This is a genomic window from Streptomyces griseofuscus (assembly GCF_014673495.1).
Classification (GTDB): Bacteria; Actinomycetota; Actinomycetes; order Streptomycetales; family Streptomycetaceae; genus Streptomyces; species Streptomyces murinus.
Genome location: NZ_CP051006.1, coordinates 4,496,531 through 4,513,172 on the forward strand (window position 1 = coordinate 4,496,531; position 16,642 = coordinate 4,513,172).

15 protein-coding genes and 3 tRNA genes are annotated in these 16,642 nt (G+C 71.6%); 9 read left to right on the forward strand and 9 right to left on the reverse strand.

Features of this window, described 5'->3' with window-relative positions; translation table 11 throughout:
- Nucleotides 1-93 precede the first annotated feature (93 nt).
- From HEP81_RS20010 to HEP81_RS20020, 3 genes are all read left to right on the forward strand, one after another.
- On the forward strand, nucleotides 94-1,935 hold the full coding sequence (locus tag HEP81_RS20010) for a M48 family metalloprotease (protein ID WP_037650663.1): 1,842 nt from the start codon (nucleotides 94-96) through the stop codon (nucleotides 1,933-1,935).
- 202 nt (nucleotides 1,936-2,137) lie between these two features.
- Nucleotides 2,138-3,634 (forward strand): N,N-dimethylformamidase beta subunit family domain-containing protein, encoded by a 1,497-nt coding sequence (locus tag HEP81_RS20015; protein WP_037650845.1) that lies wholly within the window; start codon nucleotides 2,138-2,140, stop codon nucleotides 3,632-3,634.
- A gap of 91 nt (nucleotides 3,635-3,725) precedes the next feature.
- The gene (locus HEP81_RS20020) at nucleotides 3,726-4,625 is read left to right on the forward strand and encodes a phosphoribosylaminoimidazolesuccinocarboxamide synthase (protein WP_037650665.1); all 900 of its coding nucleotides are present in this window, start codon (nucleotides 3,726-3,728) and stop codon (nucleotides 4,623-4,625) included.
- A 43-nt stretch (nucleotides 4,626-4,668) separates the two neighbouring features.
- On the opposite strand, the gene HEP81_RS20025 is transcribed toward HEP81_RS20020, so the two are convergent.
- The 8 genes from HEP81_RS20025 to HEP81_RS20060 form a co-directional block, all read right to left on the reverse strand.
- Nucleotides 4,669-4,744 (reverse strand) — tRNA-Gly (locus HEP81_RS20025).
- 23 nt (nucleotides 4,745-4,767) lie between these two features.
- Nucleotides 4,768-5,382 (reverse strand): response regulator transcription factor, encoded by a 615-nt coding sequence (locus HEP81_RS20030; RefSeq protein WP_037650667.1) that lies wholly within the window; start codon nucleotides 5,380-5,382, stop codon nucleotides 4,768-4,770.
- Nucleotides 5,379-6,665 carry a sensor histidine kinase gene (locus tag HEP81_RS20035; protein WP_037650670.1) on the reverse strand — a complete coding sequence of 429 codons (1,287 nt, stop codon included), beginning with the start codon at nucleotides 6,663-6,665 and terminating at the stop codon, nucleotides 5,379-5,381. Before HEP81_RS20035 ends, HEP81_RS20030 begins: the two co-directional genes overlap by 4 nt.
- A 17-nt stretch (nucleotides 6,666-6,682) precedes the next feature.
- Nucleotides 6,683-7,486, reverse strand: coding sequence for an ABC transporter permease (locus HEP81_RS20040; RefSeq protein ID WP_051849822.1), 804 nt, complete (start codon nucleotides 7,484-7,486; stop codon nucleotides 6,683-6,685).
- On the reverse strand, nucleotides 7,483-8,445 hold the full coding sequence (locus HEP81_RS20045) for an ABC transporter ATP-binding protein (RefSeq protein WP_051849825.1): 963 nt from the start codon (nucleotides 8,443-8,445) through the stop codon (nucleotides 7,483-7,485). The genes HEP81_RS20040 and HEP81_RS20045 overlap by 4 nt, the downstream gene beginning before the upstream one ends.
- Before the next feature lie 164 nt (nucleotides 8,446-8,609).
- Nucleotides 8,610-8,685 (reverse strand) — tRNA-Gly (locus tag HEP81_RS20050).
- Between the two features lie 82 nt (nucleotides 8,686-8,767).
- Nucleotides 8,768-8,839, reverse strand: a tRNA-Gly gene (locus HEP81_RS20055).
- A 179-nt stretch (nucleotides 8,840-9,018) separates the two neighbouring features.
- On the reverse strand, nucleotides 9,019-9,336 hold the full coding sequence (locus HEP81_RS20060; RefSeq protein WP_037650674.1) for a histone-like nucleoid-structuring protein Lsr2: 318 nt from the start codon (nucleotides 9,334-9,336) through the stop codon (nucleotides 9,019-9,021).
- A 310-nt stretch (nucleotides 9,337-9,646) separates the two neighbouring features.
- Here HEP81_RS20060 and purS point away from each other — a divergent pair, with 310 nt between their 5' ends.
- The 3 genes from purS to purL are packed head-to-tail and all read left to right on the forward strand — an operon-like array spanning nucleotide 9,647 to nucleotide 12,851.
- Nucleotides 9,647-9,919 carry a phosphoribosylformylglycinamidine synthase subunit PurS gene (gene purS, locus HEP81_RS20065; RefSeq protein ID WP_037650676.1) on the forward strand — a complete coding sequence of 91 codons (273 nt, stop codon included), beginning with the start codon at nucleotides 9,647-9,649 and terminating at the stop codon, nucleotides 9,917-9,919.
- Complete coding sequence (purQ, locus tag HEP81_RS20070) at nucleotides 9,916-10,596, forward strand: phosphoribosylformylglycinamidine synthase subunit PurQ (protein ID WP_037650679.1); 681 nt, start codon at nucleotides 9,916-9,918, stop codon at nucleotides 10,594-10,596. The genes purS and purQ overlap by 4 nt, the downstream gene beginning before the upstream one ends.
- The gene (gene purL / locus HEP81_RS20075; RefSeq protein WP_037650681.1) at nucleotides 10,593-12,851 is read left to right on the forward strand and encodes a phosphoribosylformylglycinamidine synthase subunit PurL; all 2,259 of its coding nucleotides are present in this window, start codon (nucleotides 10,593-10,595) and stop codon (nucleotides 12,849-12,851) included. Before purQ ends, purL begins: the two co-directional genes overlap by 4 nt.
- Nucleotides 12,852-12,910: 59 nt before the next feature.
- Here purL and HEP81_RS20080 read toward each other — a convergent pair whose 3' ends face one another.
- On the reverse strand, nucleotides 12,911-13,495 hold the full coding sequence (locus HEP81_RS20080) for a Uma2 family endonuclease (protein WP_037650685.1): 585 nt from the start codon (nucleotides 13,493-13,495) through the stop codon (nucleotides 12,911-12,913).
- A 106-nt stretch (nucleotides 13,496-13,601) separates the two neighbouring features.
- Here HEP81_RS20080 and HEP81_RS20085 point away from each other — a divergent pair, with 106 nt between their 5' ends.
- From HEP81_RS20085 to purF, 3 genes are all read left to right on the forward strand, one after another.
- Complete coding sequence (locus HEP81_RS20085) at nucleotides 13,602-14,399, forward strand: maleylpyruvate isomerase family mycothiol-dependent enzyme (protein ID WP_037650687.1); 798 nt, start codon at nucleotides 13,602-13,604, stop codon at nucleotides 14,397-14,399.
- A gap of 45 nt (nucleotides 14,400-14,444) precedes the next feature.
- A complete protein-coding gene (locus HEP81_RS20090) occupies nucleotides 14,445-14,891 on the forward strand; it encodes an META domain-containing protein (RefSeq protein WP_037650690.1) in 447 nt (148 codons plus the stop codon).
- Between the two features lie 203 nt (nucleotides 14,892-15,094).
- Complete coding sequence (purF, locus tag HEP81_RS20095) at nucleotides 15,095-16,624, forward strand: amidophosphoribosyltransferase (protein WP_037650693.1); 1,530 nt, start codon at nucleotides 15,095-15,097, stop codon at nucleotides 16,622-16,624.
- Nucleotides 16,625-16,642: the final 18 nt, after the last annotated feature.

A 16,642-nucleotide genomic window follows, 5' to 3' on the forward strand; every position in this document is an offset into this window, starting at 1 on the left:
CGGCATTGCGTTGTCAGTGACGGATGCCACAGTGGGGGAGTGAGCAGCACCAGGACAGCGCGGCATCGGCAGGGGAGGGGGTGAGGTCGGCAGATGACCGGAATCGGTGTGGAAGCGGGCGCGCAGGCCGCGCGTTCCCGGGCCCTCGCGGTGTTGCGGGTCCGGGGCCGGGCCCTGGGCGTGGCCGTGCTGCCCGCGGCCGCCGAGGTGATCCTGCTGGCCGGCGCGGCCACCGGCCATCTGGTCGGCCCCGGCTGGGACGCCGCCCGCTGGGCCGTGGGCGTCCTCGCGGTCCTCGTCCTGCTGGCCACCGCCGGCATCGCCCTGGTCGTCGCCCGGGCCCGTCCCGCCATGACGCCCACCGTGCCCGTCACGGAGGAGTCCGCCCCCGACCTGTACCGGATGGTGCGCGACCTCGCCGACAGGCTGGCGGTCCCGGCGCCCTCCGCCATAGCCCTCACCCCGGACTGCGACAGCTGGCTGGAGGACCGCACGCACCCGGCGCACGGCCCGCCCGTCCGTACCGGTCCCGGTGCGGCGGACCCGCCGGGTGAGGGGCGCCGCCCCCGCCGGGTCCCCGTCGCGCCGGTCCTCGTCATCGGCTCCCCGTTCCTGTGGTGGATGCGGGTCGGTGAGCTGCGTGCCGTCATCGCCCCGGTCGTCGCCGGTACGGGCCCCTCGGCGCAGCCCGACATAGCCGCCGCCCGGCGCTTCGTGCGCGGCCTCGACGCCACCGTGGCCGTGGCCGCCACGCCGCGGCGGGGTCCGCTGGCCCGCGGCGCCTGCGCGGTCCTCGGCCGGGTGGCCCGGCTGCTGCTGGGCGCCTGCCGTGAGCACGCCGCGCAGATGGAGCGCGGGGTCGCCGCGGCGGCCGCCGAGCGGGCGCAGACGGTGGACTACGGACTGCGGATCGTCGCCCAGGAGCAGGTCGGGCTCGCGTACGCGGGCTGGGACCGGCTGCTGACCCGGGTGGCGCTGCCCGCGTGGCGGATGGGCCGCTGGCCCTCCCGGCTGGACGCGGGCGTGGTCGCCGCGCTCACCGAGTTGTCCCGGCGCGACCGGCTGGCCGAGGGCTTCACGTCCCGCCTCGGCGAGCGGCCCGCCTGCGATCTGCTGGAGGAGCCCGGCAGCGTGGACGAGGCCACCTCGCTGCTCGCCGCGCGCCTCTTCCACGGCGGCCCCGCCGGACCCCGCGCCGACTGGGCGCCGGTGGACTGGCAGTCGTACCCGGAGGAGGTCGTGGACCGCACCTGGCGCGCCGACGCGGCCCGGCTGCACCGGGTCCTGGACTCCCTCGGCCCCCGCCCCGCCCGGCACACCGGGGCCCCCACCCTGGCCCGGATCCTGGACCACCTCACCGAGCCGACGGACCCCGCCACCGAGCCCATGGACCCCGCCACCGGGCCAGCGGGCCCCGCGGGCCCGACGGCGACCGCGTCCGGCGCCGCCCTCGTCCCCGCCCGCCCCGATGCGGGCAGCCACGCGGACACCGGTCTCACGGCGGCCGACGACCCCGACGAGGACGACGACCCGGGCACCGAACGCAGCGCCCTCCTCGCCGCCGGCCTCAGCGCCGAGGTGGCCCGGGAGGAGAACGCCGTGCCGCGCGGCGCCACCGCCGCGGGCCAGAGCCCGCCCCGCACCCTCTGGGACGGCGGCGCGCTGCCCCTCGTCCCCCTCCAGCCCCCGCGTACCGCCCGCGAACTGCTGACCGCCCACGTCACCGCGATGGTGTGCTGCGCCGCCGTCGACACCGCGGGCGCGGTCCCGGCGCTGGACTGGCTGGACGGCCCGTCCCTGCTGCTGCACGGCGAGCGGGCGGCCGACCTGACCCCGCGGGTGCTGAGCCTGATCGAGGAGGGCGACCCGGGCCCGCTGCGCGACTGGCTGGCCACCGCGGGGATACGCCCCGAGAAGCCGATACGCCTCGTCTGACAGCCGGGACGCCTCGCCCAACGGGAGCCTCAGCTTCCACTTCAGGTCAATTCGCAACGAATAGTGACCGAGCCCGTGCGTTATGTGATGTGCTGGAACCATCACGCACCTGGCAAAGGCATGCGACATACGACAGCACGGCCGAGCACCGCGAGTACCACCCGCCCACAGGACATCGGGGGGCTCGGGGAGGGGAGTGACCATGGCCTCGGACCACATCCGCCGCTGGGAGTCCGGAGCGATCGCGCACGCCGTCACCGATCCCTTCGGCCTGGGCCCGGTGCCCTGGCTGCGCGGCAGCGAGACCTACTTCGACGACACCGGCCATGTCGTGCCCTGGTACGTCGACGCCGTCCCCCAGCAGCACACCCGGGGCGACGCGCGCATCCCCGCGCCGCGCACCTCCCCCGGCGGCCCCCGCTCGGCCGACGACGTACACCGCCAGATCAAGGGCTTCACCGCCACCGGCGCGGTCGCGCCCGGCGAGGCGATCGACTTCCACATCACGGTCGACCCGCCGCAGGAGTTCGCCGTCGACATCTACCGGATCGGCCACTACGCGGGCGACGGCGCCGCCAAGATCACCACCAGCCCCCGGCTGTCCGGCATCGTGCAGCCCCCGCCGCTGACCGCCGACCGCACGGTCTCCTGCCACCACTGGTGGCAGTCCTGGCGCCTCCAGGTGCCCTCGCACTGGAGCGTCGGCGCCTATGTGGCCGTGCTGACCACCGCCGACGGCCACCGCTCCCATGTGCCGTTCACGGTCCGCGACGACCGCCCCGCCGATCTGCTCCTGCTGCTGCCCGATGTCACATGGCAGGCGTACAACCTGTATCCGGAGGACGGCCACACCGGCGCCAGCCTCTACCACGCCTGGGACGAACAGGGCGCGCTGCTCGGCGAGGCGGACGCCGCGACCACGGTCTCCTTCGACCGGCCGTACGCGGGCGCGGGCCTGCCGCTGCATGTCGGGCACGCCTACGACGTCATCCGCTGGGCCGAGCGCTACGGCTACGACCTCGCCTACGCCGACGCCCGCGATCTGCACGCCGGCCGGGTGGACCCCACCCGCTACCGGGGCCTGATCTTCCCCGGCCACGACGAGTACTGGACGGGGCCCATGCGCCGCGCCGCCGAGCGGGCCCGCGACCACGGCACCTCGCTGGTCTTCCTGTCCGCCAACACCATGTACTGGCAGGTCGAGTTGGGGGCCTCGCCGTCCGGGACGCCGGACCGGCTGCTGACCTGCCGCAAGCGCAAGGGCCCCGGCAAGCCGGTGCTGTGGCGGGAGGTCGACCGCCCCGAGCAGGAGCTGATCGGCATCCAGTACGCGGGCCGGGTCCCCGAACCGCGCCCGCTGATCGTGCGCAACGCCCGGCACTGGCTGTGGGAGGCCACCGGCGCGCACGAGGGCGACGAGATCCCGGGCCTGGTCGCGGGCGAGGCCGACCGGTACTTCCCGCGCACCGCGCTGCCCGCGCACGACGAGCGCATCCTGCTCGCCCACTCCCCCTACACCGACACCGGCGGCACCCTGCGCCACCAGGAGACCTCCCTGTACCGGGCCCCGTCCGGCGCCTGGGTGTTCGCCTCCGGCACCTTCGCCTGGTCCCCGGCCCTGGACCGCCCCGGCCATGTGGACCCCCGTATCCAGCGGGCCACGGCCAACCTCCTGGACCGCATCTGCAAACGTGACTGAGCCGCCCCCGGCCCCGGACGACCCCTGGCCGAAACCGACCGCCCCCATAAGGGAGAATCGAGGCAGTTGGACAGAACCACGGGGAGGAACCGTGTCCGGATTCGTAGAAAAGCCCGAGCCGATCGAGGTTCCGGGCCTGGTGCACCTGCACACCGGAAAGGTGCGGGACCTGTACCGGAACGAGGCGGGCGACCTCGTGATGGTCGCCAGCGACCGCATGTCCGCCTACGACTGGGTGCTCCCCACGGAGATCCCCGACAAGGGCCGTGTGCTCACCCGGCTCTCCCTGTGGTGGTTCGACCAGCTGCGCGACCTGGCCCCGAACCATGTGATCTCCGAGGAACTGCCCGCCGGCGCCCCCGCCGACTGGGCGGGCCGGACTCTGGTCTGCAAGTCCCTGAAGATGGTCCCGGTCGAATGCGTGGCCCGCGGCTACCTCACCGGTTCGGGCCTGGTGGAGTACGAGGAGTCCCGGACCGTGTGCGGCCTCGCCCTGCCCGAGGGCCTCGTCGACGGCTCCGAGCTGCCCGCCCCGATCTTCACCCCGGCCACCAAGGCCGAGGTCGGCGAGCACGACGAGAACGTCTCGTACGAGGAGGTCGCCCGCCAGGTCGGCGCGGAGACCGCCGCCCAGCTGCGTCAGGCCACCCTCGCCGTCTACTCCCGGGCCCGCGACATCGCCCGTGAGCGGGGCATCATCCTCGCGGACACCAAGTTCGAGTTCGGCTTCGACGGCGACACGCTCGTCCTCGCCGACGAGGTGCTCACCCCGGACTCCTCCCGCTTCTGGCCGGCCGACCAGTGGCAGCCGGGGCGCGCGCAGCCGTCGTACGACAAGCAGTTCGTGCGCGACTGGCTGACCTCCGCGGAGTCCGGCTGGGACCGCAGGAGCGAGCAGCCCCCGCCGGCGCTGCCGCAGCGGGTCGTGGACGCCACCCGCGCCAAGTACGTGGAGGCGTACGAGCGTCTCACCGGCACCAGCTGGTCCTAGGCACATGAAGAAGACCCCGGTCCGATGGACCGGGGTCTTTCTCTGGAGCGGACGACGAGGCTCGAACTCGCGACCTCAACCTTGGCAAGGTTGCGCTCTACCAACTGAGCTACGTCCGCAGTGCGCCGTGGCGCGACAGCTACTATACCCAACCTCGCTCGCGGGCGAGACGCACTGCCGTATGCCGGTTCTCGGCGCCGAGCTTGGTGACGGCCGAGGAGAGGTAGTTGCGCACGGTCCCGGGGGACAGCGCGGCCCGCTCGGCGATCTCCGCGACCGGCGCCCCGTCGGCGGCCAGCTCCAGCACCTCCGCCTCCCGGGCGGTCAGCGGGGAGTCCCCGGCGGAGATCGCGTCGGCCGCCAATTCCGGGTCCACATAACGGTTTCCGGCGTGCACGGTCCGGATGATCTCGGCGAGCCGCCGGGCACTGAGGGTCTTCGGCACGAACCCGCGCACCCCCGCCGCGAGCGCCCGTTTCAGATGCCCGGGCCGACCGTGGCCGGTGATGATCAGCACCTGGCAGCCGGGCAGTTCGGCCCGCAGTGATGTGGCGACCCTCACACCGTCCGCGCCCGGCATCTGGAGATCCAGCACCGCCACATCGGGGGCGTGCGCCCGCGCCATCGCCAGCGCCTCGGGCCCGGTGGCCGCCTCCGCGACCACCAGCAGATCGTCCTCCAGGGAGAGCAGGGCGGCCAGCGCGCCCCGGATCAGATGCTCGTCGTCGGCGAGCAGCAGCCGTACCGGATCACTCATGACGTGATGTCACTCACTTCCCGCGCCGTGCGCGGCGCCTCGTCCGGCAGCGGCGTCCCCTCCGGCAACGGCACCTCGGCCACCAGCCGGAACCCGTCCTCGCCCCTGACCTCGGCCGCCAGCGTCCCGCCCACCGCCGCGAGGCGCTCCCGCAGCCCGGCGAGCCCCGACCCGCCGCTCGTGCCCGTCGCGGCGGCCCGCACCCCGTCGTTCTCCACCGTCAGCACCACCACTCCCTCCCGTACCGCCAGCCCCACCGCGCACCGCCGTGCGTCCCCGTGCCGCAGCACATTGGTGGTCGCCTCCCGCACCACCCAGCCGAGCGCCGACTGCACCTCGGTGGGCAGCCCGGCCGGCTCCGCGCGCACCTCGCAGCCGATCCCGGCCGCCTCCAACACGCCTTGTGCGCCCGCGAGTTCGGCACCCAGATCGGCTTCACGGTAACCGCGTACGACGGCCCGCACCTCCCGCTGGGACTCCTGCGCGATCCGCTGCACCTCGATCATCTGCTCCACCGCCTCCGGCCGCCCCCTCCGGGCCAGTTGGACGGCCAGTTCGCTCTTGAGGGAGATCACGGAGAGGTTCCGCACGAGGACGTCGTGCAGATCGCGCCCGAACCGCAGCCGCTCCTCGGCGACCGCGAGCCGGGCCTGGACCTCCCGGCCGCGCTCGGCCTCCCAGAGCACCGCGAGGGTCCAGGCGCCGCAGCGGGCGGCCAGCAGGGTGAAGGCGGTGGCGAAGGCGGCGGCCAGCGCGGTCGCCGCCGCACCGAGGCCGCTGGGATGGGCGAGCAGCAGGACGACCACGAGCAGCGCCGACAGGGCGGCGGCCCGGCGCAGGAACACGGCCACGGGAACGGTGAACGCGTAGGTCATGCCGAAGGACACCAGCACCGCGCCGAGCACCATCCGGCTGGTGGGCCCGTTGAGCCTGCCGAGCGCGACGAGCGTCACGAGCAGGGCGAGGGCCAGGGCGAGCAGCAGGGCCGGACCACGGTGGGCGCGCGCGGGCAGTTCGGACCGGCCGAGGTAGTGGTCGAGCGCCGGGCGGGTGAGCCGGCAGGCGACCAGGCACTGGAGCAGACCGACGGCGATCAGCAGGAGGCCGAGCGCGAGGGCTCCGGGGTGCCGGTGGAAGCCGACCGTGATCGGGGGCAGCAGCCAGCTCAGCGGGAACAACCAGATGGTGGCCTTCCAGGTGACCACGCTCTGGAGCTCGACCCGCTCCGCCTTGCTCCGCTCGCCCCAGTACCGCCGCTGCCAGCCCCGCAGCCGCCCCAGCATGCGTCGCACCCCCGTCCTCAGCGCCGTGGTTCCCAGCGGAACCACCGTCGTACAGCAAACACCGCCACCACGGCCCAGGCCAGCGCGGTGGCCAGGGCGGCCAGTGTCCCCGGGCCGCTCGACCGCCCGGTCCAGCCCGCCTCGACCAGCCGGATCGCCGGGGACAGCGGGAGCAGCGCGCACAGGGACGCGATCCGGTCGGGCAGGGCCGCGGCGGGGACGGTGATCCCGGAGCCGAGCATGGACACGAGAAGCAGGGGCAGCGCGGTCACCTGGGCGCTCTCGGTGGTCCTGGTGAAGGACGCGGTGACGGCGGCGAGCGCGGCGCTCACCACGAGACCGGACAGCAGCCCCGGCAGGATCAGCCAGGGCGCCTTCGGTGGGCCGGTGTGCAGCAGCAGGGCGCAGCCGACGGACAGCACCAGGACCTGGGCGAGGCCGAGTCCGACGGCGGGCAGGGCGGTGCCGGTGAGGATCTCGGCGTCGGAGAGTTCGCCGGTGCGCAGCCGCTTGAGGACGCGTTCCTCGCGGCGGGCGACGAACGCGCCGACCAGCGCGGTGTAGACGGCGAAGAGGAAGGAGAAGCCGATGGCGGCCGTCAGCATCGCGATGCCGGCACTCGCCCCGTGCGCCTTCAGATCGAGCCGCGCGTACGCCCCGCGCACGGTGAACGGCAGCGCGAGCGGCACCAGCAGCGCGGTGACCACGGCCCCCCGGTTCCGCCCGAGCAGCGCGAGTTCGGCCCGCCCGAGCGCCCCCAACCGCCGTCCCGCAGACGTCCTCAACTGCCGTCCCGCAGACGTCCGTACGGCCCCGCTCATGCCGCCACCCCCTGACCGAGCCCGCTGTCGTGCCCCGCGATCCCCAGGAACGCCTCCTCCAGGGAGGCCGAGCGCACATCGAGGGCGGGCAGGCGCAGGCCCGTGCGGTCGGCCCAGGCGAGGACGCCGGCGGCGGTGCGCTGGGGGTCGGTGGTGTGCAGCCGTACGGTCCGGCCCTCGTGCTCATGGCCGCAGACGCCGAGGGCGGCCAGCGGGGGCAGATCGCCCAGGTGGTAGCCCTCGGGCAGGTGGAAGGACATCCGGCCGGGGCGGCCCGCGGTGACCTCGGCCGGGGTGCCCGCCGCGGCGATACGGCCCGTGTGCAGGATGGCGAGCCGGTCGGCCAGGCCCTCGGCCTCCTCCAGATAGTGCGTGGTGAGCAGCACGGTCGTCCCGGCGTCCCGCAGCGCGCGCACCAACTCCCAGGTGTCCCGGCGGCCTTCGGCGTCCAGGCCGGTCGTCGGTTCGTCCAGGAAAAGCACCTCGGGGTCGCCGAGCAGGGCGAGTGCGAGGTCGAGCCGGCGCCGTTCGCCGCCGGACAGCTGCTTGACCCGCACCCCGAGCCGGTCCCCGAGCCCCACCCGCGCCAGCGCCTCCGCCGCGGGCCGGGCGCCGCTGGTGCAGCCCGCCCACATCCGCGCGGTCTCGGCGACGGTCAGCTCCGCGGGGAAGCCGCCCTCCTGGAGCATCACCCCGGTGCGGGGGCGTACGGCGGCCCGTTCCCGGTAGGGATCGTGCCCGAGGACCCTGATCTCGCCGCCGGTCGGCGCGGCGAGCCCTTCCAGGAGTTCCACGGTGGAGGTCTTGCCCGCGCCATTGGTGCCCAGCAGCGCGAAGATCTCCCCGCGCGCCACGGAGAAGCTGATTCCGCGTACGGCCTCGAATCCGCCGGATCCGCCGCCGTAGACACGTGTGAGGCCGGTGACCTCGATCACCCGCTCGTGCCCGTCGATGTCCATGTCTTCAGCGTCCCGGCGTCCGGGGAGGGCCGGCAGTGCGCGGTGTCATCGGCCGGCATGACAAATGTCAGCGGGCGGTTCGGATGTCGCTTCGAGGAGAGCGGGGAGAGCACACCAGAGGAGGACACGAAAAAACCCCGGTCGCGAAGACCGGGGTTTTTCCTTGGAGCGGACGACGAGGCTCGAACTCGCGACCTCAACCTTGGCAAGGTTGCGCTCTACCAACTGAGCTACGTCCGCACTGCCCCCGACCGGCTCCCACCGATCGGTGCGAGCACCAGCCTACCTGATCCACAAGAGTGGTCGGGACGGCCGATGCCAGAGCGGGTGACAGGAATCGCACACTGCGCCTTCCCCCTGGAAGGGGGATGTTCTACTACTGAACTACACCCGCACGATCCTCGGGGTTTCGGCTTTTCGGCCTTGCCCTTCGGCGTGTCTCAGACATTAGCTGATCAGCAGGGGGGTAGCGCAAGTCGGCTCCCCGGGCGGCCGCTCCGGCGCCCCAAGTGCACGGCGCCCAGGGCCCGCTGACGGACCCTGGGCGCCGCCCCTTCGCGGGCCTGGCACGCCTCACTGCGCGCTGCTGAACGCCTCGTAGACCTTCTTGGGGATGCGCCCGCGCGCGGGCACGTCCATCTTGTTGGCCTGGGCCCAGGCGCGCACGGCCGCCGGGTCGGGAGCGACCTCGGTCTGCTTGTACGCCTTGCCGGAGCGCGACCGCTTGCGGCCGGCCTCGACGAACGGCGCGAGCGCCTTGCGCAGTTTCTTGGCGTTGGTTTCGTTCAGGTCGATCTCGTACGACTTGCCGTCGAGTCCGAAGGCGATCGTTTCCGCCGCTTCCGAGCCGTCGATGTCGTCAAAGAGAGTGACCACGACCTTTTGCGCCACGAATATCGGTCCCTTCGTGCGGCACGTCGATACAGCTCACCGGCGTCGACATGCCGAGTATCGGCTATTGCCAATTCATTTGTACAGTGCCCGGCAATGCAAAGTGAAGCCCGACTAAATCCGTCCGCGTGTCCGAACGCAATAGGGGTTGCGGGCGGCCCGTCGAACTTTCCCAGAACTTTTCACGACCACCGGGCTCCGACACCCGATCGTGATGCGCCTCACGTAGTTTCCTCCAACTCTACTCGCGTAGAAATTTTGTGCGGGTAGTCTGAAGGAACCTGCTCAGCACCACACATCGGGAGTGCCAGTGGCACGCGTCGTAGTCGACGTCATGCTCAAGCCGGAGATCCTCGACCCCCAGGGCCAGGCGGTCCAGCGTGCGCTGCCGCGCCTGGGATTCGAAGGGATCTCGGACGTCCGTCAGGGAAAGCGTTTCGAACTGGAAGTTGACGGCCCGGTCGACGAGGCCGCGCTCGCCCGCATCCGTGATCTCGCGGAATCCTTCCTCGCCAACACGGTGATCGAAGACTTCACCGTCAAGGTGGAAGAGGGCGCGGAAGTCGCGGAGGCGGCGAAGTGACCGCTCGTATTGGCGTCGTCACTTTCCCCGGGAGCCTGGACGACCGGGACACCCAGCGCGCGATCCGTCTCGCGGGCGCCGATCCGGTCGCCCTCTGGCACAAGGACAAGGACCTCAAGCAGGTCGACGCCGTGGTCCTGCCCGGTGGTTTCTCCTACGGCGACTATCTGCGGGCCGGTGCCATCTCCCGTTTCTCGCCGGTCATGGACACGGTCATCGAGCAGGCGAAGGCCGGCCTCCCGGTCCTCGGTATCTGCAACGGCTTCCAGGTGCTCACCGAGGCCCATCTGCTGCCCGGCGCGATGCTCGGCAACGACCACCTCCACTTCATCTGCCGCGACCAGAAGCTGCGGGTGGAGAACGCGGAGACGGCCTGGACCGGCGACTACCGCCAGGGCCAGGAGATCCACATCCCGCTGAAGAACATGGACGGCCGGTACGTCGCCGACCCGTACACGCTCGACAAGCTGGAGGCGGAGGGCCGTGTCGTCTTCCGCTACCTGGACATGAACCCGAACGGCTCGCTCAACGACATCGCCGGCGTCACCAACGAGGCGGGCAATGTCGTCGGCCTGATGCCGCACCCCGAGCACGCCGTCGAGCCGCTGATCGGTTCCGGCCGTACCGACGGCCTCCCCTTCTTCACCTCGATCCTCAAGAAGCTGGTCAACGCATGAGCCGGACGCCTCTGGACACGGTCGAGCACGCGGCCGCGACCCCCGACGTCGAGCTGCCCTGGGCCGAACTCGGCCTGAAGAAGGACGAGTACGAGCGGGTGGTGGAGATCCTCGGCCGCCGTCCGACCGGCGCGGAACTCGCCATGTACTCGGTCATGTGGTCCGAGCACTGCTCGTACAAGTCCTCCAAGGTCCATCTGCGCCAGTTCGGCGAGAAGGCGCCCGAGTCGGACGCGCTGCTCGTCGGCATCGGCGAGAACGCCGGTGTGGTGGACGTCGGCCAGGGCTACGCGGTCACCTTCAAGGTCGAGTCGCACAACCACCCCTCGTACGTGGAGCCCTACCAGGGCGCGGCCACGGGCGTCGGCGGCATCGTCCGCGACATCATCGCGATGGGCGCCCGCCCGGTCGCGGTGGTCGACCCGCTGCGCTTCGGCGCGGCCGACCACCCCGACACCAAGCGCGTCCTGCCGGGCGTGGTCGCGGGCATCGGCGGCTACGGCAACTGCCTGGGCCTGCCCAACATCGGCGGCGAGGTCGTCTTCGACGCCTGCTACCAGGGCAACCCGCTGGTCAACGCCGGTGCCATCGGTGTGATGCGGCATGAGGACATCCACCTCGCCAAGGCTTCCGGCGCGGGCAACCAGGTCATCCTGTACGGCGCCAGGACCGGCGGCGACGGCATCGGCGGCGCCTCGATCCTCGCGTCCGAGACGTTCGACGACGCGAAGCCCTCGAAGCGGCCCGCGGTGCAGGTCGGCGACCCCTTCCAGGAGAAGCTGCTCATCGAGTGCACCCTGGAGGCGTTCCGGGAGAAGCTGGTCGTCGGCATCCAGGACCTGGGCGCGGCCGGACTCTCCTGCGCGACCAGTGAGCTGGCGTCCAACGGCTCCGGCGGTATGCGCGTGACCCTGGACGACGTCCCGCTGCGCGACTCGACGCTCTCGCCCGAGGAGATCCTCATGAGCGAGTCGCAGGAACGCATGTGCGCGGTCGTGGAGCCGGCCAAGGTCGAGCGCTTCCTGGAGATCTGCGCGAAGTGGGACGTCATCGCCACCGTCATCGGTGAGGTGACCGACGGCGACCGGCTGGAGATCTTCTGGCACGGGGGCAAGATCGTCGACGTCGACCCGCGCACGGTCGCGCACGACGGTCCGGTCTACGAGCGGCCGTACGCGCGCCCGTCCTGGCAGGACGAGCTCCAGGCCGACGACGCGAACAAGCTGCCGCGCCCGGCGACTTCGGAGGAGCTGCGCGAGCAGGTCCTGAAGCTGGTGGCGTCGCCGAACCAGGCGTCCAAGAAGTGGATCACGCAGCAGTACGACCACTTCGTGCAGGGCAACACGGTGCTGGCGCAGCCCGAGGACTCGGGCATGATCCGGGTGGACGAGGAGTCCGGCCTCGGCGTCGCCATCGCGACGGACGGCAACGGCCGTTACACCAAGCTGGACCCGTACACGGGCGCGCAGCTGGCGCTGGCGGAGGCGTACCGGAACGTGGCGACGACGGGCGCGAAGCCGCTCGCGGTCTCGGACTGCCTGAACTTCGGCTCGCCCGAGGACCCGGCGGTGATGTGGCAGTTCGCGGAGGCGGTACGCGGCCTCGCGGACGGCTGTCTGCAACTCGGCACCCCGGTGACCGGCGGCAATGTCTCGCTCTACAACCAGACGGGCGAGGCGGCGATCCACCCGACGCCGGTCGTCGCGGTCCTCGGTGTGATCGACGACGTCGCCCGCCGTACCCCGGTCGCCTTCCAGGAGGAGGGGCAGCTGCTCTACCTCCTCGGCGACACCCGCGAGGAGTTCGGCGGCTCCGCCTGGTCCCAGGTGATCCACGACCACCTGGGCGGTATGCCTCCGGTGGTCGACCTGGAGCGTGAGCGGCTGCTGGCCGAGATCCTGATCTCCGCCTCCCGTGACGGCATGATCGACTCCGCGCACGACCTGTCCGACGGCGGTCTGATCCAGGCCGTGGTGGAGTCGGCCCTGCTCGGCGGGAAGGGCGCGCGCCTGGTCGTCCCGGACGGCCTGGACGCCTTCACCTTCCTCCTCTCCGAGTCGGCCGGCCGCGCCCTCGTGGCCGTCCCCCGCTCGGAGGAACTGCGCTTCAACGACATGTGCGGTGCCCGCGGCCTCCCGGTCACCCGCATCGGCGTCGTGGACGGCGACTCGGTGGAGATCCAGGGCGAGTTCACCCTCTCCCTGGCCGACCTGCGCGAGGCCCACGAGAACACGATCCCGTCCCTGCTGGCGTAGGCACGGAACCGGCCTCCCCCGCCCGGATTCAGGTTCCGGGCGGGGGATTCTCGCGAGGTTCAGCGGACGTAGTTCTTGAGGATCTCCGTGTCCAGCTCGATGTTCATCGGGCCGGGAACGAGTACCTTCTCTCCGAACTTCGCGGTGTGGACGTCGCGGTATCCACCGACGTGCCGGTCCGGGTTGCTGTGCACGGTGACGGTGCAGGCGTCCCGGTCGATCAAGAGATACAGCGGGATTCCTGACTGGCCGTACGCGGTCGGCTTCTCGTGCCGGTCCCGCCGGTCGGTGTCGGAGTCGTACGAGGTGACCTCGACGACCATGAGGGCTCCGGCCGGGTCGGCCCACTCGCCGTGTCCAGCGAAATGGGCCATGGGCGCCAGCACCGCATCCGGCTTTGCCCTGCCTTCTCGGTATGCCTCCACCCGGAGCCCCTGGCCGTAGACCAGATCCAAGTCGGGCCGGACTTGCATACACCGCCGGGCAAGCCAGGAGACGATCACGTTGTGGTCTCCATCCGTCACCTTCTTGACTCCGATCCGTCCGTTGATGAACTCCAACGTGACGGTCTCGGGAGCGGCGGAGGCGATCGTTTCGAACTCCTGCACCGACATCTGAGACGTGCGCTCGGCCATAACCGTCATGTTGCACCCCCTTCCAGGCGGAAGCCAGCCTTGCCCGCTCCCGGCGACCCGGCGCGGGTTTCCGTCGGTGCTCACCCACACGGGTGAGAGCGCATAAGCTCCCCCCATGCCCCCGGCCAAGAAGCGTGCCCGTACGTACGATCCCGTCCGGACCCGTGCCGCGGTCCTCGGTCAGTTCGGGGCGGTGCGGGATGCCGTACGGGGGCTGAGCCAGGAGCAGTTGGCGGGGGATACCCGGCTCGCGGGCTGGTCCGTGCGGGAGTTGGTCGTGCACATCGGGATGGCGGTGACGGCCGTACAGCGGGCGATCGCGCATCCCGAGCCGGCCAAGGCGGACGCCGTGCTGCTCGACTGGCCGTTCGCGACCGCCGCCAACTCCGCCGCCATCGACGCGTTCACCCGGGACCTCACCGCCGAGCATCCCGACCTCGACGCCTACCTCGCGGACATCGACGCCTCCCTGCGCGGCCTTCTCGCCGAGCACCCCGGCAGCCGGCTGCTGCCGACCAACGCCGGGGTCCTGTCCCTGGACGACTACCTGGTCACCCGGGCCGTCGAACTCGTCGTGCACACCGACGACCTGAACGCGGCCGTGCCGGGGCTCGACGTGCCGTACGACCGGCAGGCGCTGGCCGCCACCACCCGGCTGCTCGCCGACGCGCTCGCCGCGAAGGCGCCCGGCGGCTCCACCGAGGTGCGCGTGCCGCCGTACGCCGTGGTGCAGTGCGTGGAGGGGCCCCGGCACACCCGCGGCACCCCGCCCAATGTGGTGGAGACCGATCCGCTGACCTGGGTACGGCTCGCCACCGGGCGGACGGACTGGCGGACGGCCGTGGAGGACGCCAAGGTCAGCGCGAGCGGGGAGCGGGCCGATATCGGCTGGCTGCTGCCGGTCATGTCCTGAGGGGGACCGAGGGAACCGGGCGAAGCGCTTGGCCGTCGTAACGGTATGAAACGGACCAAAGCGCCCGCCGTCCTCGCCCTTCTCCTCCCTCTGGCGGTGGCCTGTGGCGCCGCGCCCGCGCACAGTGGAGCGGTGACCGTCGACGAACCCCTGGCCGGCGTCGAGTGGCGCGTCGTGAGCGTCACCGCCCAGGGCGCCACCCACCCCGCGCCGGCCTCCGCCCGGCTGCTCGTCCGCGACGACGGAACCGCCGCGGGCAACCTCGGCTGCAACAGCTTCAGCGCCCCCGTCACCCTGCGCGGCGACGGCGTCACCTTCGGACCGCTGCGCACCACCAGGATGGCCTGCGACAACGCCCGGATGGCGTTCGAGCGGCTGCTCGGCGGGCTGCTCGGCGGCCAGGCGCTCACCGGTACCCCCGACCACGGCAAGCTCACGCTCACCACGAGTCACGGAGACCACGTCAACCTCGCCCGCAGCACACCAGAATGATGTGCGACACCTCACTCACGCATACGGCCAAACCGCCCCGCGAGAAGTCGCGGACGGCCGGAGATATCCCCGAGTGACGCCGGACACGCCGTTCTGACCTGCGTAGACGTGGAAAGCGACAAGGTGATCCGGTAACCGCCCGGCCGTTACGACCGCGTATCCCCAATTCGGACCAGTGGTCGATCTCGCCTACACTCGGTGCCGTGCCACGTGGTGACGGTCGACTCAATCACGACCTGCTCCCCGGAGAGAAAGGCCCCCAGGACGCGTGTGGCGTCTTCGGTGTCTGGGCTCCGGGTGAAGAGGTCGCAAAGCTCACGTACTTCGGGCTCTACGCCCTCCAGCACCGGGGTCAGGAATCCGCGGGAATCGCGGTCAGCAATGGCTCCCAGATCCTCGTCTTCAAGGACATGGGCCTGGTCTCCCAGGTCTTCGACGAGACCTCTCTCGGATCACTCCAGGGTCATATCGCGGTCGGACACGCCCGCTACTCGACCACCGGTGCCTCCGTGTGGGAGAACGCCCAGCCGACGTTCCGCGCCACCGCGCACGGCTCGATCGCGCTCGGCCACAACGGCAACCTGGTCAACACGGCGCAGCTCGCCGAGATGGTCGCCGAACTCCCGAACGAGAACAACAGCCGCTCCACCCGGGTCGCGGCCACCAACGACACCGACCTGCTGACGGCGCTGCTCGCCGCCCAGGTCGACGAGGACGGCAAGCCGCTGACCGTCGAGGAGGCCGCCCATCAGGTCCTCCCGAAGGTCCGGGGCGCCTTCTCGCTCGTCTTCATGGACGAGCACACCCTCTACGCCGGCCGTGACCCCCAGGGCATCCGCCCACTGGTCCTCGGCCGCCTGGAGCGCGGCTGGGTGGTCGCCTCCGAGTCCGCCGCCCTGGACATCTGCGGCGCCAGCTTCGTCCGCGAGATAGAGCCGGGCGAGTTCGTCGCCATCGACGAAAACGGCCTGCGCAGCTCGCGATTCGCGGAAGCAAAGCCCAAGGGCTGTGTCTTCGAGTATGTGTACCTGGCCCGCCCGGACACCGATATCGCCGGCCGGAACGTGTACCTCTCCCGGGTGGAGATGGGCCGCCGGCTCGCCAAGGAGGCCCCGGTCGAGGCCGACCTGGTGATAGCGACCCCGGAGTCGGGCACCCCGGCCGCCATCGGCTACGCCGAGGCCTCGGGCATCCCGTTCGGCGCGGGACTGGTGAAGAACGCCTATGTGGGCCGTACGTTCATCCAGCCCTCGCAGACCATCCGCCAGCTGGGCATCCGGCTGAAGCTGAACCCGCTCAAGGAAGTCATCAAGGGCAAGCGCCTGGTGGTCGTGGACGACTCGATCGTGCGCGGCAACACCCAGCGGGCCCTGGTGCGCATGCTCCGCGAGGCGGGCGCAGCCGAGGTGCACATCCGCATCTCCTCGCCGCCGGTGAAGTGGCCCTGCTTCTTCGGTATCGACTTCGCCACCCGTGCGGAGCTGATCGCCAACGGCATGACGATCGACGAGATCGGCACCAGCCTCGGCGCCGACTCGCTCTCCTACATCTCCATCGACGGCATGATCGACGCGACCACCATCGCGAAGCCGAACCTGTGCCGCGCCTGCTTCGACGGCGAGTACCCGATGGAGCTGCCGGATCCGGAACTGCTCGGCAAGCAGCTGCTGGAGACCGAGCTGGCGGCCGGTCCCGCCGAAACGGCCGCGGCCGACGCGATCCGTCGCCCGTAACACCCCGCAGTACGACAC

Coding starts and splice junctions, on each gene's coding strand:
- HEP81_RS20035 (WP_037650670.1), bottom strand. CDS start 6,665: ATGCTGGGGCGGCTGCGGGGCTGGCAGCGGCGGTACTGGGGCGAGCGG.
- HEP81_RS20080 (WP_037650685.1), bottom strand. CDS start 13,495: ATGACGGTTATGGCCGAGCGCACGTCTCAGATGTCGGTGCAGGAGTTC.
- HEP81_RS20040 (WP_051849822.1), bottom strand. CDS start 7,486: ATGAGCGGGGCCGTACGGACGTCTGCGGGACGGCAGTTGAGGACGTCT.
- HEP81_RS20030 (WP_037650667.1), bottom strand. CDS start 5,382: ATGAGTGATCCGGTACGGCTGCTGCTCGCCGACGACGAGCATCTGATC.
- HEP81_RS20045 (WP_051849825.1), bottom strand. CDS start 8,445: ATGGACATCGACGGGCACGAGCGGGTGATCGAGGTCACCGGCCTCACA.
- HEP81_RS20015 (WP_037650845.1), top strand. CDS start 2,138: ATGGCCTCGGACCACATCCGCCGCTGGGAGTCCGGAGCGATCGCGCAC.
- HEP81_RS20010 (WP_037650663.1), top strand. CDS start 94: ATGACCGGAATCGGTGTGGAAGCGGGCGCGCAGGCCGCGCGTTCCCGG.
- HEP81_RS20090 (WP_037650690.1), top strand. CDS start 14,445: ATGAAACGGACCAAAGCGCCCGCCGTCCTCGCCCTTCTCCTCCCTCTG.
- purL (WP_037650681.1), top strand. CDS start 10,593: ATGAGCCGGACGCCTCTGGACACGGTCGAGCACGCGGCCGCGACCCCC.
- HEP81_RS20085 (WP_037650687.1), top strand. CDS start 13,602: ATGCCCCCGGCCAAGAAGCGTGCCCGTACGTACGATCCCGTCCGGACC.